At 66.7% G+C, this 16,211-nt stretch carries 8 protein-coding genes; 6 read left to right on the top strand and 2 right to left on the bottom strand.

Annotated elements, in window-relative coordinates:
- The first annotated feature begins 30 nt into the window (after window positions 1-30).
- Window positions 31-810 carry a 3-oxoacyl-ACP reductase FabG gene (gene fabG / locus F4560_RS09660; RefSeq protein WP_184918766.1) on the top strand — a complete coding sequence of 260 codons (780 nt, stop codon included), beginning with the start codon at window positions 31-33 and terminating at the stop codon, window positions 808-810.
- Between the two features lie 47 nt (window positions 811-857).
- Here fabG and F4560_RS09655 read toward each other — a convergent pair whose 3' ends face one another.
- Both F4560_RS09655 and F4560_RS09650 read right to left on the bottom strand, forming a co-directional pair.
- Entirely contained in the window at window positions 858-2,081 is a 1,224-nt protein-coding gene (locus tag F4560_RS09655) for a ketosynthase chain-length factor (protein WP_312868963.1), read from the bottom strand.
- Window positions 2,078-3,334, bottom strand: coding sequence for a beta-ketoacyl-[acyl-carrier-protein] synthase family protein (locus F4560_RS09650; RefSeq protein WP_281392109.1), 1,257 nt, complete (start codon window positions 3,332-3,334; stop codon window positions 2,078-2,080). The genes F4560_RS09655 and F4560_RS09650 overlap by 4 nt, the downstream gene beginning before the upstream one ends.
- Window positions 3,335-3,583: 249 nt before the next feature.
- On the opposite strand from F4560_RS09650, the gene F4560_RS09645 reads away from it, so the two are divergent.
- The 5 genes from F4560_RS09645 (at window position 3,584) to F4560_RS09625 (ending at window position 16,153) form a co-directional block, all read left to right on the top strand.
- Complete coding sequence (locus F4560_RS09645) at window positions 3,584-4,282, top strand: class I SAM-dependent methyltransferase (protein WP_184918762.1); 699 nt, start codon at window positions 3,584-3,586, stop codon at window positions 4,280-4,282.
- Window positions 4,283-4,416: 134 nt separating this feature from the next.
- On the top strand, window positions 4,417-4,578 hold the full coding sequence (locus F4560_RS09640) for a hypothetical protein (RefSeq protein ID WP_184918760.1): 162 nt from the start codon (window positions 4,417-4,419) through the stop codon (window positions 4,576-4,578).
- Between the two features lie 218 nt (window positions 4,579-4,796).
- On the top strand, window positions 4,797-5,744 hold the full coding sequence (locus F4560_RS09635; protein WP_184918758.1) for an aromatase/cyclase: 948 nt from the start codon (window positions 4,797-4,799) through the stop codon (window positions 5,742-5,744).
- 245 nt (window positions 5,745-5,989) lie between these two features.
- Complete coding sequence (locus F4560_RS09630) at window positions 5,990-6,697, top strand: AfsR/SARP family transcriptional regulator (protein WP_221483430.1); 708 nt, start codon at window positions 5,990-5,992, stop codon at window positions 6,695-6,697.
- Between the two features lie 264 nt (window positions 6,698-6,961).
- Complete coding sequence (locus tag F4560_RS09625) at window positions 6,962-16,153, top strand: type I polyketide synthase (protein WP_184918755.1); 9,192 nt, start codon at window positions 6,962-6,964, stop codon at window positions 16,151-16,153.
- Window positions 16,154-16,211: the final 58 nt, after the last annotated feature.

Raw genomic sequence — 16,211 nt, 5'->3', positions numbered from 1 at the left:
GGAAAGGTTTAATCAGGCGGGAGAGCTGACATGTCGGACAACAGGACCGCGCTCGTCACGGGCGGATCGAGCGGTATCGGGCTGGCCATCACCCGCGCGCTGGCGGACGCCGGGATGCGGGTGTTCTTCTGCGCACGCGACGCCGACACCGTCGCCATGACCGCGGAGAAGCTGCGCGGCGAAGGCTTGGAGGTCTCCGGTGCGCCGTGCGACGTCCGCTCGGTCGACCAGGTGCGGAAGTTGGTGGCGACGGCGGTGGAGACGTACGGCCCGATCAGCGTGCTGGTCAACAACGTGGGCCGGACCGGAGGCGGCGTGACCGCCGACATCCCGGACGAGACCTGGGACGACGTGATCGAGACCAACCTGAACAGCGTCTTCCGGGTGACCCGCGAGGTGCTCACCGCCGGAGGCATGAGGGACCGGAAGAGCGGCCGGATCATCAACATCGCCTCCACCGCGGGCAAGCAGGGCGTGGTGCTCGGTGCGCCGTACTCTGCGTCCAAGCACGGCGTGGTCGGTTTCACGAAGGCACTGGGCAACGAACTGGCGTCGACCGGCATCACGGTCAACGCCGTGTGCCCCGGCTACGTCGAGACGCCGATGGCCGAACGGGTCCGGGCGGGCTACGCGAACGCGTGGGGCATCACGGAAGACCAGGTGCTGCAACGCTTCCAGGCCAAGATCCCGCTCGGTCGCTACACCACACCCGAGGAGGTCGCCGGGCTGGCCGCGTACCTGGCCTCGCCCACGGCCGCGTCGATCACCTCGCAGGCGCTCAACGTCTGCGGCGGCCTCGGCAACTTCTGAGTTGCCCACAGCGGGCGGACCCGCGGGGTCCGCCCACTTCGCCGTGTTCAGAGGGCGGTCAGCACGATGGCCGAGTTCAGCCCGTCGCCGCGGGCCAGCACCAGAGCGGCACGTGGAGACGCTTCGCGTGGCGTGTCGAGCACCAGGTCGAGCTGGTCCGCCGCGACGGGATCGGTCACGTTGATCGTCGGCGGTATGACGCCGTGCCGCATGCTGAGCAGCGCGGTGGCGACGTCGAGCGCGGGGCTGCCGGAGTGCAGCCGACCGGTCATGGTCTTCGGCGCCGTCACCGGCACGCCATGAGGGCCGAACACGCCGCTGATCGCGGTCGCCTCGGCGCGGTCGAGTTCGGCCACACCGGCGGCGTCGGCGAACACCACGTCGATCTCGGCGGGTGTCACCCGGGCTTCCCGCAGGGCGAGCTCGATCGCGCGCCGCAGTCCGGGCTCGCGGTCCGAGCCCGGCGCCGGGTCGAAGGTCGACCCGTAGCCGGCGATCTCACCGTAGGGACGGGCGTCCCGGCGACGCGCGGCATCGGCGTCCTCGACGATCAGGATGGCGCCGCCCTCGCCCGGCAGGTAGCCGCTCGCCGCCGCGTCGAACGGCAGATAGGCACGGGTGGGGTCGGGGTGTTCGCTGACCCGGCCGGTGGTCATCTCGATCACCCAGCCCAACGGGCAGAGGACGCTGTCCACCGCGCCGGAGACCACCAGCGGCACGCCGTCACGCACGTAGCGACGAGCGTGCCCCACCGCGTCGAGGCCACCCGCGTAGCCGGTGAGCACCCCGCCTGGTCCACGCAGCCCGTGCCGGATGGAGATCTGGCCGGTGTTCGCCGCGTAGAACCAGGCGAACGAGAGGTAGGCGCTGACGTGCTTGCCGCCGACGCTCCACAGCTTCTCCAGTTCGCGCTGGCTGAACTCCAGGCCTCCGACCGAGTTGCCGGTGACGATGCCGACCAGCTCCTCCGGGATCGTGGACAGGTCGACCGCGGCGTCCTCGACCGCCCAGTCCATCGCCATCAGCGCGAGCCTGGTCATCTGGTCGGTCTGCGGGACCAACCGTCCGGGCAGGTAGTCGTTCGGGTCGAAGGGCGGCACCTCGCCGGCCAGCCGCACCGGGTAGCCGGAGGGGTCGAACCTGGTGATCCGGCCGATGCCGCTCTCACCGCGCCGGGTCGCCGCCCAGTACCGGTCGATGCCGAAGCCGTTCGGCGCGGTGATCCCCAATCCGGTGATCACAGCTCGCGGCAGTGTGCTCGTGGTAGTCACGATTCCCCCTTCGTCAGCACTACGGCGCTCTGGAAACCGCCGAAACCGCTGCCCACGGTGAGCACCGTCTCCAATGGAGCCTCGCGCGCCTTGAGCGGCACGTAGTCGAGGTCGCACTCCGGGTCGGGCTCGTGCAGGTTGGCGGTGGGTGGCACCACGCCGTACTCCAGGGCCAGGGCGCAGGCGGCGATCTCGATCGCACCGATGGCCCCCAGCGAATGGCCGATCATGGATTTGATCGAACTCACCGGAGTCCGGTACGCGTGCGAGCCGAGGCTGCGCTTGAACGCGTCCGTCTCGTGCCGGTCGTTCTGCTTCGTGCCCGAACCATGCGCGTTGACGTAGTCGACGTCTTCCGGCAAGCGGCCGGCCATCGCCAACGCCGAGGTGATCGCGGCGGCCATCTCATGGCCTTCCGACCGGAGACCGGTCATGTGGTGGGCGTTCGCCCGCACCCCGAAGCCGGCCAGCTCGGCGTAGATGTGCGCACCACGCGCCCGCGCTCGTTCCAGCTCCTCCAGGACCAGCACCGCGCTCCCCTCCCCGAGCACGAACCCGTTGCGGTTCAGGTCGAACGGCCGGCAGGCGTGCAACGGGTCGTCGTTGCGCGGCGAGGTGGCCTTGATCGCGTCGAAGCAGGCCACCGTGATGGGCGTGACGGGCGCGTCGGTGGCGCCGGCGATCATCACGTCGGCAGAGCCCTCCCGGATCAGCCGCGCCGCGTGCGCCACCGACTCGATCCCCGACGTGCACCCGGTGGAGATCACCGCCACAGGCCCCTCCGCGCCCGCCACCCAGGCGACTTCGGCCGCCAGCGACGTCGGGACCAGGTAGCTGAACAGGTGGGGAATCGCGTACTCGTGGTCGACAAGCCACTTGCGGCCCCCGTCGCTGAGCACGTTGTACTCGCGGTCCAGGCTGATGGTGCTGCCGATCGCACTCCCCACCGACACACCTGTGCGCTCCGGGTCCAGCCCGTCGGCCGCGCCGCTGTCCACCAGTGCTTCCCTGGTCGCGGCGACGACCAATTGGGCGACCCGGTCCATCCGCCGGATCTGCTGCGGTGTGAGCCCGTCCGCGACCGGGTCGAAATCGCACTCGGCGGCGATTTGCGACCGGAACCGGGAAGCGTCGAACTGCGTAATGGTCCGCGTCGCCGAAGTGCCCGACGAGATCAGCTCCCAGAATTCCTTGGTGTTCCCCCCGCCCGGGGCACGCACACCTATCCCGGTGACGGCGACCCGCCGGTTCATCAGCATTCGAAAGCCCTTCGTCCGAACAGCTCGTCCAGGTACCCGACCAGCTTTGGCGAAGGTGATCGAGCGGCTCTCGTAAATCGCTCGGGCTCGACCGGAGGTGCGCCGACCGCCGAGACGCACCCGTCCGCCGCAGGCCGGTGCGCCAGTCCCATCGGCGGGACAGCTGAGGCGCGCCGGGGTGGACCACATCGACGCGCAACGCACTACTCTGCTGGTGCCATCTGCATACCCGGAGGAGTTCGCATGGCGGGCGAGTATTCCAAGCGACAGAAAATCGATCAGTACTTCGATTTCGAGTCGATCTATCGCGGCGACGTCCCGGACCTGTTCAACTTCGTGCCGTGGGACATTCACGGACCACAACCGGTCGTGGTCGAGATCGAACGCGCCGGCGGATTTCACGGCGATGTGCTCGACGCGGGCTGCGGCCGCGGCGAGAACGCCATCTTCCTCGCCGGCAACGGCCATCGGACGACCGGGATCGACTCCGCGCCGACGGCCATCGAGCAGGCACGGCAACGGGCCGCCGAACGGGGTGTCGCGGTCGCGTTCGAGGTCGCCGACGCGTGCGTGCTGCCGGGGTATGACGCCTCTTTCGACGTCGTGCTGGACAGCGGGCTCTACCACGGCCTGAGCGCGGGGAGACAACGCCGGGACTACACGACGGCTCTGCACCGGGCCACCAGGCCCGGCGCCCGGCTCCACATGCTCTGCGCGTCGGACGCCACACCGAAGGAGATGCCGGTCCCCTTCCGCATCTCGGAGGACGACCTGCGAAAGACGCTTCCGGCCACCGGGTGGGCCATCACCCGACTCGACGCCGGCCTGATCACCGGCGTCATGCCCAAGGCGGCCCTCGAGTACTTCCGGTTGGACCTCGAACCGGACGAGAACGGCCACATCCACACCCCGGCCTGGATCGTGGAAGCGGAGCGCGTTTGAACCACCACGCTGCGCACATCCAGTGGATCCCTAGTGAGCGTGGCCCGACGCTCCATGCGATCTCCTAGCACCTCGTGCCAACCTCGGACGCGGCGCCCTCGACGTGCCCGGACATCCGAGAGCTGAGGAGACCGATGGCCGCAGCGGACCAGCTGGCCACGATTGCCACCGACCAGGAGGTCGACGTCGATCTCCGACGCGATATCCGGGGCGTCGACCAAACCGGCGACGTGCGGAGAGAGCCGTACGAAGCGGTCCTCTCCGCGCGCCCGAACGCGGCGTCGTCTGCCCCGTAAGGGCAGCGGTCGGGGGACGACGGGCGCGGCAGTTCCAGACAAGTCCAAGGCGAAGATTCCGCCGGGTCGTCGCGCCGCCCCGAAGGGGTCGGCTCGATCCGTCCGCCACCCGGCCGTGGCGTTGTCCGCCCCGTAGGAACTCAACGGTTGCGGCGACATCGGCATCCCACAGACGACGATCTTCGCCACCCGATCCGACGCCCGAGAACGGACACCACATGGCAAGTTCCGACACCCGGACGACCGCACACGAGATCACTGTCGCGGCACCGGCGAAGACCGTGTTCGATCTGATCGCCGATGCGGCGAAATGGCCGATGATCTTTCCACCCACGGTGCATGTGGACTACCTCGAACGTGGGGAAAGTGCCGAGCGGCTGCAAATATGGGCAACCGGCAACGGCGAGGTGAGGAAGTGGCAGTCCCGACGGGAACTGGACCACGACCGGTTGCGGGTCACGTTCCACCAGGAGGTCTCCCAGCACCCCCTGCTCAGCATGGCCGGCGCCTGGCTGATCGCGGCGCTGCCCGGGAAGCGGACCCACGTCAGGCTCACGCACGAGTTCCGCGTTGTGGGCAACGAGCCGAGGAACGTGGCCTGGGTCGAGCGCGCGGTGGACCGCAACAGCACGGCCGAACTGGCCGCGCTGAAGGCCGAGGCCGAACGGGAAGACGCGGAAGAACTGCTGCTCACCTTCGACGACACGGTAGCGGTTCCGGCCGAACGAGGGGATGTCTACAAATTCTTGCACGACGCGGGACAGTGGACCGAGCGCATCCCCCACGTCGTGGGCGTCGTGCTCACCGAGGAATCACCGAACATCCAGACCCTGGAGATGAACACCCTCGCAGCGGACGGGTCCACGCACACCACGAAGTCGGTGCGCGTGTGCTTCCCCGACGACCGGATCGTTTACAAGCAGCTCCAAGCCCCGGGCATCATGACCGCCCACACCGGCCAATGGCGTCTGACGGGGACCGGCCAACAGACCGTAGTCACTGCGACACACAACGTGCGACTGGACCGCCTGGCCATTCCCACTCTGCTCGGCCGCGACGCGACCGTCGCCGGTGCGCGCCAATTGGTACGGACCAGTCTCGGCGATAACAGCACCGCGACGATCCGTTTGGCCGGGGAGCACCTCGCACGACTGCGAAATGACTAAGATCGACCTCGCTTTCGGCGTATTGCCTTGGCCTTCGACGGAAGTTGAACCGTCAACCCAACCGGGATCGGTCGTAGAACATTGGGGAACCAAGTGCAGCACCGGTAAAGCCGTGGTAGGTTGAACTGACGGGGGCTGATTAAAGCCGGACTTGGGGGACTATCATGGATGCGGGCATTCTGGGACCTTTACAACTCCGTGTGGGATCAATTTCCGGCGTGCCGAGCGCACCAAAACTCCGGAGCGTGCTCGGCACTCTGCTGGTCCATGAGGGACAAACAGTTCCAACGTTTGCACTCATGTCTGAATTGTGGGACGACAAACCTCCGGTCAGTGGACTGACCACCTTGCAGACCTACATCCTCAATCTCCGCAAGCTATTCGCTTCGACCATGAAGCTGAGCTTGACGGAGATTTCCCGTGAAGTACTCGTGACGCGGGCGGGCGGGTACGTCTTCAACATCGGCCCCAGCAATCTGGACCTCAACCGGTACAACACGTACCTCGCGGCGGCCCAGGCCGCACTGGCCGGCGGTGACGACCGGACCGCCGTCAAGAGCCTCGGCGAAGCGCTGCGCGTGTGGCGGGGGCCCGCACTCGTGGACGTGAAGGGCGGTCGGGTGCTGGAGTCGAAGCGGCGCCAGCTGGAAGAATCCCGCCTGGTCGCGGTCGAGTACATGGTGGACGCGCAGTTGCGGCTCGGGCATCACCGGGAAGTGCTGCCGGAGCTCGTCATGCTCACCACCGAGAACCCCTTGCACGAAGGGCTGCACGCGCAGTACATGCGCGCGCTGCACTACAGCGGCAGGCGGGCCCAGGCACTGATGGTGTATCAAATGCTACGGGACAAACTCGTCTTCGAACTCGGCTTGGAGCCGAGCCCACAGGTCCAGCGTCTGCATCTGGGGATATTGAGTTCGAGCGGCGACCTCGACAGCGACATTTCGATCTGATCGCCGGGTTCGACCCGCGGCGCTGCCCCGCCACCGAACAAGACTCGACTCGACCCGAACCGGCCCTCCGGTCGGTCCGCAGCCAGCACCCTGCGCTGCCGAGGTCCACGAGATTCGGACACCTCCTTAATTTCAACGGCTGCCTGGTGCGCGCCGGACGCCGATCCCGGCCCATCGCCGCAGTCGCGCCAGTACGGAAATACCATCCGGTCCGAATCCGCTGCGGCACGCGTCATTTCCAATGCCGTTCAACGGGAGGTCGGAGTGTTCCCGATCGCACACGGATCCGAAGTCGAGCCCACACCGGCACGCCACGGCGCGATCGCGGTCGTCGGTCTTTCCTGTCGGCTGCCCGGCTGCACCAGCACATCGGCTTTCTGGGAACTGCTGCGCCAAGGCGGGAAATCGATCACACAGCCGCCCCGCGGCCGGTGGCCGGCGGCCGGAGAAATCGTCCGGTACGGCGGATTCCTCGACGCCGTGGACGAGTTCGACCCGGCGTTCTTCGGGATCACGCCACGCGAAGCGGCGATGATGGACCCACAGCAACGGCTGATGCTGGAGCTGAGCTGGTCGGCCCTCGAGGACGCCGGCATCGTGCCCGACCGGCTCGACCGCTCCGCTGTCGGTGTGTTCGTGGGCGCCATCGGGGACGACTACGCGGCGCTGCTGCACCGACGTGGGCCGGACTCCATCACGCAGTACAGCCTGACCGGTCTCAGCCGCGGGATCATCGCCAACCGGATCTCGTACTTCCTCGATCTCCACGGACCGAGCATGACCGTGGACACCGGGCAATCCTCTTCGCTGGTCGCGGTCCACCTCGCGTGCCAGAGCCTGCGCCACGGCGAGTCGTCCCTCGCCGTCGTCGGTGGGGTGAACCTGAACCTGGCCGACGAGACCACGTTCGCCACAGCCAAGTTCGGGGCGCTCTCCACCGGAGATCGCGTCTTCACCTTCGACGAGCGCGCGGACGGGTACGTCCGGGGCGAGGGCGGCGGCGTGGTCGTCCTCAAACCGCTGGAGCAAGCCGTCGCCGACCGAGACCGGATCTACTGCGTGATCCGGGGCAGCGCGATGAACAACGACGGCGCCACGGACGGACTGACCGCGCCGAGTTCAGCCGCTCAGCGGGAAGTGCTGCGACTGGCCTATAAGGACGCGCGGATCGACCCCGGCGACGTCCAGTACGTCGAACTGCACGGAACCGGCACCAAGCGTGGCGACCCGGTGGAGGCCGATGCCCTCGGCGCGGTCCTGGGCAAGGCGCCGTCCCGCCGCGAGCCGTTGCGGGTGGCCTCCGCCAAGACGAACATCGGTCACCTGGAGGGCGCGGCCGGGATCGTGGGCATGGTGAAGGCCGCGCTGTGCGTGTGGCACGGCCACTTGCCGCCGAGCCTCAACTTCTCCTCGCCGCCGTCGAGCATCCCGCTGGACGAGTTGAACCTGCGCGTCCAGGAGTCGTTGGCGCAGTGGCCCGACCAGAACGGGCCGCGCATCGCCGGCGTGAGCTCGTTCGGCATGGGCGGCACGAACTGCCACGTCGTGCTGACGGGAGCACCGCCCTCCCCGCCCGTCGACCTCCAAGTGGTCGAACGGGCGGACCGGCAATCGGTGGTCACGCTCTCGGCCACCACCCAAGAAGCGCTCAAAGAGCAAGCGGTGCGTTTGGCGGCCTATCTGCGGGAACGTCCCGACACCGATCTGCACGCACTCGCCGCCACACTCGCCAACCACCGCACACACTTCCCCCACCGCGCCACCCTCACCACAACCACCACCACAGACCTGCTCCACGCACTCACCGCACTCGCCACCGACCAACACCACCAAGCCCTCACCCAAGGACGCGTCATCCCCGGCAAACTCGCGTTCCTCTTCACCGGCCAAGGCCCACAACACCAACACATGGGCCGACAACTCCACGACCACCACCCCGTATTCGCACAAGCCTGGAACGAAGCCGCCCACCACCTCGGCCTCCCACCCATCCACCAACCACCCCCACTCCACCAGACCCGCTGGGCCCAACCCGCCCTCTTCGCCCTCCAAATCGCACTACACCGCCAACTCCAACACTGGGGAATCCACCCCGACCACCTCATCGGCCACTCACTCGGCGAAATCACCGCCGCACACCTCGCCGGAATCCTCACCCTCCCCGACGCCGCCACACTCATCACCACACGCGCCCGCCTCATGCAAACCCTCCCCACCACCGGCGCCATGATCACCATCCACGCCCCCCACCACGAAGTCCTCCCCCACCTCACCGGACACGAACACCACATCGCCATCGCCGCCATCAACAGCCCCCACCACACCGTCATCTCCGGCGACCACCACACCGCCCACACCATCGCCAAAAAATTCCCCAAAACCACCACCCTCCCCACCCGCCAAGCCTTCCACTCACCCCACACAAACCACCTCCTCCACCAACTCCACACCACCACCCGCACACTCACCTACCACCCACCCACCACCCCCATCATCACCACCACCGAAACACCAACCAACCCACACCAACTCCAAACCCCCGAACACTGGACCCAACACCTCCGCACCACCGTCCACTACCACCACGCCATCCAACACGCCCACAAAAACAACACCACCCACTACCTCGAAATCGGCCCCGACACCACACTCACCACCCTCACCAAAAACATCCTCCACCACCTCAACGCCCACCACCACACCACCACCAACACACTCCACCCCCACCACCCCGAAAACCACACACTCACCAACGCACTCACCACACTCCACACCCACCACAACCCCACCCCCAACTGGCAAACAATCCACCCCACCACCACACCACCACCCCCCGACCTCCCCACCTACCCCTTCCAACACCACCACTACTGGCTCGATTCGGAACTGCCGATCACGCAGCAGTCGGACGAGGACTCGGAGACCACGTCACCGGAAGCGAAGCACGAGGCCGTTTCCGAAGAAGAAGTAAGGACGCTGGTGCGGAACGCGACGGCCGCTATCCGCGGCGTTGCGTCACCACGCGAGATAAGCATGGAGTCGACGTTCACCGACATCGGCATCGACTCGATGGCCGGAGTCGACCTGATCGAACGAATCGCCGCGACGACGGATCTCCGACTTCCCCCCACTTTGTTGTACGACCGGGCGACTCCGGCGGCGCTGGCGACCCGGGTGTGGGAGCTGCTCACCGGTGATCCGGCCGAGGACGGCAAACCCGAAAGCGCGGCGGTCAGCACGACCAGGGTCGACAACCCCTCGATCGATGACGATCCGATCGTGATCGTGGGCATGGGATGCCGACTGCCCGGCGGCGTCCGATCACCCGAAGACCTCTGGAACCTGCTGATCGACGAACGCGACGCCATCACCGGACTACCCGACAACCGCGGCTGGGACCTCGACAACCTCTACCACCCAGACCCCCAACACCCCGGCACCACCTACACCCGCCACGGCGGATTCCTCCACAACGCCGCAGACTTCGACCCCGCCTTCTTCGGCATCTCACCACGCGAAGCAACCGCCATGGACCCACAACAACGACACCTGCTCGAAACCACCTGGGAAACACTCGAACGCGCCGGAATCGACCCCACAACACTCCACGGCACCAACACCGGCGTCTTCATCGGCGCCACCACCCACGACTACGGACCCCAACTACAACACACACCCACCACCCTCACCGGCTACAAACTCACCGGCAACACCAGCGCCGTCGCCTCCGGACGAATCGCCTACACCCTCGGCCTCCACGGCCCCGCCATCACCATCGACACCGCCTGCTCCTCCTCACTCGTCGCACTCCACCTCGCCACCCAGGCCATCCGCAACAACGAATGCGACCTCGCCATCACCGGCGGCGCCACCATCATGTCCACACCCGGCATCTTCCTCGAATTCAGCCGCCAACAAGGACTCGCCCCCGACGGACGCTGCAAACCCTTCTCCGACACCGCCGACGGCACCGCATGGTCCGAAGGAATCGGCATCCTCCTCATCGAAAAACTCTCCACCGCCCGACAACACAACCACCACATCCACGCCATCATCCGCGCCACCGCCATCAACCAGGACGGCGCCACCAACGGCCTCACCGCCCCCAACGGCCACGCCCAACAACAAGTCATCAACCAAGCACTAACCAACGCCAAACTCACCCACCACGACATCGACGCCGTCGAAGCACACGGAACCGGAACCACCCTCGGCGACCCCATCGAAGCCCAAGCAATCATCGACACCTACGCACAACCCCGCCAACACCCACTCCACCTCGGATCACTCAAATCCAACATCGGCCACACCCAAGCCACCGCAGGCATCGCCGGCATCATCAAAATGACCCTCGCCATCAACCACAAAACCCTCCCCAAAACCCTCCACATCAACCAACCCACCCCCCACGCCCACTGGAACCCCCACATCACCCTCACCACCACCACACAACCCTGGCCCCACACCAACCACCCACGCCGCGCCGCAATCTCCTCATTCGGAATCAGCGGCACCAACGCCCACACCATCATCGAACAACCACCACCCACCACACCCACCACCACACAACCCACCACCACACCCACCACCCACCTCCTCTCCGCCACCACCCACCAAGCACTCAAAGAACAAGCCGAACGGCTCCGCCGACACCTCACCGAGCACCCACGACTCAGCCTCGCGGACACCGCTCACACGCTCGCCACGGCCCGCGCCCGGTTGAAGTACCGCGCCGCCGTCGTGTCCGAGGACCACACCGGCCTCCTCCAGGGACTGGCCGAGATCGCCTCGGGCCAAGGCGGTGTACGCGGAACCGCGTGCGACGCGGGCAAGGTGGCGCTGGTCTTCCCCGGCCAGGGAGCGCAGTGGGTCGGCATGGCACAGGAGCTGATCGAGTCGTCCCCGGTGTTCGCGGAACGGATGCGGGAGTGCGCCGACGCCCTGGCGCCCCACGTCGACTGGTCCCTGCCGGACGTCCTGGGCGATGCCGAGGCGCTCGCGGCCGTCGATGTCGTGCAGCCCGCGTTGTTCGCGGTCATGGTGTCCCTGACCGCCTTGTGGCGGTCGCACGGTGTCGAGCCCGCCGCGGTGCTCGGGCACTCCCAGGGCGAGATCGCAGCGGCTTGCGTCTCCGGTGCGCTGTCGCTGGAGGACGCGGCCAAGGTGGTGGCGCTGCGGTCGAAGGTGATCCTCGGCCTCGCCGGCCACGGCAGCATGGCCGTGGTCCCGCTGCCGGTGGACGAGGCGCGCGAGCTGCTCCACGACAGTCGGCTGTCGGTGGCGGCGATCAACGGGCCGTCCTCTGTGGTCGTCTCCGGTGACTCCCCGGCCATCGACGAGCTGATCGCGCGCAGGCCCGACATCCGGGTCTGGCGCGTTCCGGTGGACTACGCGTCGCACTCCGCACAAGTGGAGTCCATCCGGGACGGTGTGCTGGACGCGTTGGCCGGCATCAGGCCGCAGAAGGGGCAGATCCCGTTCTTCTCCACGGTGACGGGCGCCTGGGCGGACGGCACCACGCTGGACCCGGCCTACTGGTACCGGAACCTGCGGCAGACGGTGCTGTTCGAGCCGGCCGTGCGCGCGCTCGGTGACCAAGGCTTCCGCACGTTCATCGAGGCCAGTGCGCACCCGGTGCTGACCATGCCGATGGAGGAGACCTGTCCTGACGCCGTCGTCATCGGCAGTCTCCGCCGCGACGACGGCGGGATGACCCGGTTCCTGACCTCGCTCGCCGAGTCGTTCGTGCGGGGTGTCGACGTCGACCCGCTGCCCGGGTTCGCCGGCCGGAGCGTCGAACTGCCGACGTACGCGTTCCAGCACCGGGTGTACTGGCTCGACACGACGCAGGCGGTCGGAACGCCGTCGGCCGTCCACGACGATCCGCCCGAGTCCGCCGACATGCCCGTGGACCAAGAGGTCGAGGAGTCCGTGGACGGAGAATCGCCGGCTCCGTCGGAGTACGCCCGCCGACTGGCGGAGCTGCCCGAGAAACAGGGCCGGGACGTGGTGCTCGACCTGGTCCGCCGGCACACCGCCGAGGTGCTCGGCTTCGACTCACCCGACGAGGTCGAGTTGACCGTGCCCTTCCGGGACATGGGCGTCGATTCCATGGCCGGAGTGGATCTGCGCAACCGGCTGGTCGCGGTCACCGAGCTGCGCCTGCCACCGACGTTCGTGTTCAGCTTCCCGACGCCGATGGCGGTGGCCGGACGGGTGTGGGAACTCCTCACGGGCAACCCCGACACGGACAGCCGGCGCACGACACCGGTCACCACCAAGACCAGGACCTCGGAGCGACCTGTCGATGACGATCCGATCGTGATCGTGGGCATGGGATGCCGACTGCCCGGCGGCGTCCGATCACCCGAAGACCTGTGGAACCTGCTGATCGACGAACGCGACGCCATCACCGGACTACCCGACAACCGCGGCTGGGACCTCGACAACCTCTACCACCCCGACCCCCAACACCCCGGCACCACCTACACCCGCCACGGCGGATTCCTCCACAACGCCGCAGACTTCGACCCCGCCTTCTTCGGCATCTCACCCCGCGAAGCAACCGCCATGGACCCACAACAACGACACCTGCTCGAAACCACCTGGGAAACACTCGAACGCGCCGGAATCGACCCCACAACACTCCACGGCACCAACACCGGCGTCTTCATCGGCGCCACCACCCACGACTACGGACCCCAACTACAACACACACCCACCACCCTCACCGGCTACAAACTCACCGGCAACACCAGCGCCGTCGCCTCCGGACGAATCGCCTACACCCTCGGCCTCCACGGCCCCGCCATCACCATCGACACCGCCTGCTCCTCCTCACTCGTCGCACTCCACCTCGCCACCCAGGCCATCCGCAACAACGAATGCGACCTCGCCATCACCGGCGGCGCCACCATCATGTCCACACCCGGCATCTTCCTCGAATTCAGCCGCCAACAAGGACTCGCCCCCGACGGACGCTGCAAACCCTTCTCCGACACCGCCGACGGCACCGCATGGTCCGAAGGAATCGGCATCCTCCTCATCGAAAAACTCTCCACCGCCCGACAACACAACCACCACATCCACGCCATCATCCGCGCCACCGCCATCAACCAGGACGGCGCCACCAACGGCCTCACCGCCCCCAACGGCCACGCCCAACAACAAGTCATCAACCAAGCACTAACCAACGCCAAACTCACCCACCACGACATCGACGCCGTCGAAGCACACGGAACCGGAACCACCCTCGGCGACCCCATCGAAGCCCAAGCAATCATCGACACCTACGCACAACCCCGCCAACACCCACTCCACCTCGGATCACTCAAATCCAACATCGGCCACACCCAAGCCACCGCAGGCATCGCCGGCATCATCAAAATGACCCTCGCCATCAACCACAAAACCCTCCCCAAAACCCTCCACATCAACCAACCCACCCCCCACGCCCACTGGAACCCCCACATCACCCTCACCACCACCACACAACCCTGGCCCCACACCAACCACCCACGCCGCGCCGCAATCTCCTCATTCGGAATCAGCGGCACCAACGCCCACACCATCATCGAACAACCACCACCCACCACACCCACCACCACACAACCCACCACCACACCCACCACCCACCTCCTCTCCGCCACCACCCACCAAGCACTCAAAGAACAAGCGGTGCGTTTGGCGGCCTATCTGCGGGAACGTCCCGACACCGATCTGCACGCACTCGCCGCCACACTCGCCAACCACCGCACACACTTCCCCCACCGCGCCACCCTCACCACAACCACCACCACAGACCTGCTCCACGCACTCACCGCACTCGCCACCGACCAACACCACCAAGCCCTCACCCAAGGACGCGTCATCCCCGGCAAACTCGCGTTCCTCTTCACCGGCCAAGGCCCACAACACCAACACATGGGCCGACAACTCCACGACCACCACCCCGTATTCGCACAAGCCTGGAACGAAGCCGCCCACCACCTCGGCCTCCCACCCATCCACCAACCACCCCCACTCCACCAGACCCGCTGGGCCCAACCCGCCCTCTTCGCCCTCCAAATCGCACTACACCGCCAACTCCAACACTGGGGAATCCACCCCGACCACCTCATCGGCCACTCACTCGGCGAAATCACCGCCGCACACCTCGCCGGAATCCTCACCCTCCCCGACGCCGCCACACTCATCACCACACGCGCCCGCCTCATGCAAACCCTCCCCACCACCGGCGCCATGATCACCATCCACGCCCCCCACCACGAAGTCCTCCCCCACCTCACCGGACACGAACACCACATCGCCATCGCCGCCATCAACAGCCCCCACCACACCGTCATCTCCGGCGACCACCACACCGCCCACACCATCGCCAAAAAATTCCCCAAAACCACCACCCTCCCCACCCGCCAAGCCTTCCACTCACCCCACACAAACCACCTCCTCCACCAACTCCACACCACCACCCGCACACTCACCTACCACCCACCCACCACCCCCATCATCACCACCACCGAAACACCAACCAACCCACACCAACTCCAAACCCCCGAACACTGGACCCAACACCTCCGCACCACCGTCCACTACCACCACGCCATCCAACACGCCCACAAAAACAACACCACCCACTACCTCGAAATCGGCCCCGACACCACCCTCACCACCCTCACCAAAAACATCCTCCACCACCTCAACGCCCACCACCACACCACCACCAACACACTCCACCCCCACCACCCCGAAAACCACACACTCACCAACGCACTCACCACACTCCACACCCACCACAACCCCACCCCCAACTGGCAAACAATCCACCCCACCACCACACCACCACCCCCCGACCTCCCCACCTACCCCTTCCAACACCACCACTACTGGCTCGACAGCGCGCCACAACCCGTTGTCGACGACCAACACTTCTGGGAACTCGTGCGCAAGGGTGATTCCGCGGAACTCGCCGGAGTACTCGGGATCGACGCCGACACACCGTTGAGCGGACTACTGCCCGCGCTCGCGAACTGGGCGAGGGAAACCATCAACGTCACCTCCGGCAGCGCCAATGGGGAAGGCGTATCGGAAAGGAACGGCGCGTCTGCGGAAAGCTCCGCGGATAATCCCGTCGGGTCGACACCGACGGTGCGCGACCGCTTTGCCGCAGCGACCCCGGACGATCAGGTCGACGTGCTGTTCGAAGTGGTCCGCGCGCACGCGGCCGAGGTGCTCGGGCACGCGATGGCCGGCACTGTGGAACCGCTCCGGGACTTCATCGACATCGGCTTCGATTCGCTGAGCGCGACCGACTTCCGGAGGCGACTGGAGTCCGCGACCGGGGTAGACCTGCCGGAAACACTGGTCTTCGACTTCCCGACACCGACCCGACTCGCGGAACACCTGCGCGACCAGCTTGCGGCCGTGCGGCTGGATTCTCCCTCCACGCATTCTTGAGGTCGTGCCGGAAGACTGGTCCCGAACCGCACGTACCAGGTAGGGACAGGAGTGGGCT

The sequence above is a fragment of the Saccharothrix ecbatanensis genome (assembly GCF_014205015.1).
Taxonomy (GTDB): Bacteria; Actinomycetota; Actinomycetes; order Mycobacteriales; family Pseudonocardiaceae; genus Actinosynnema; species Actinosynnema ecbatanense.
The sequence above is the reverse complement of the archived record's forward strand: the minus strand, read 5'-3'. Positions and strand labels throughout refer to the sequence as shown.

Bases quoted from the DNA above. Each gene is read 5' to 3' on its own strand.
- fabG (WP_184918766.1), top strand. From the start codon at position 31: ATGTCGGACAACAGGACCGCGCTCGTCACGGGCGGATCGAGCGGTATC.
- F4560_RS09650 (WP_281392109.1), bottom strand. From the start codon at position 3,334: ATGAACCGGCGGGTCGCCGTCACCGGGATAGGTGTGCGTGCCCCGGGC.
- F4560_RS09645 (WP_184918762.1), top strand. From the start codon at position 3,584: ATGGCGGGCGAGTATTCCAAGCGACAGAAAATCGATCAGTACTTCGAT.
- F4560_RS09640 (WP_184918760.1), top strand. From the start codon at position 4,417: ATGGCCGCAGCGGACCAGCTGGCCACGATTGCCACCGACCAGGAGGTC.
- F4560_RS09635 (WP_184918758.1), top strand. From the start codon at position 4,797: ATGGCAAGTTCCGACACCCGGACGACCGCACACGAGATCACTGTCGCG.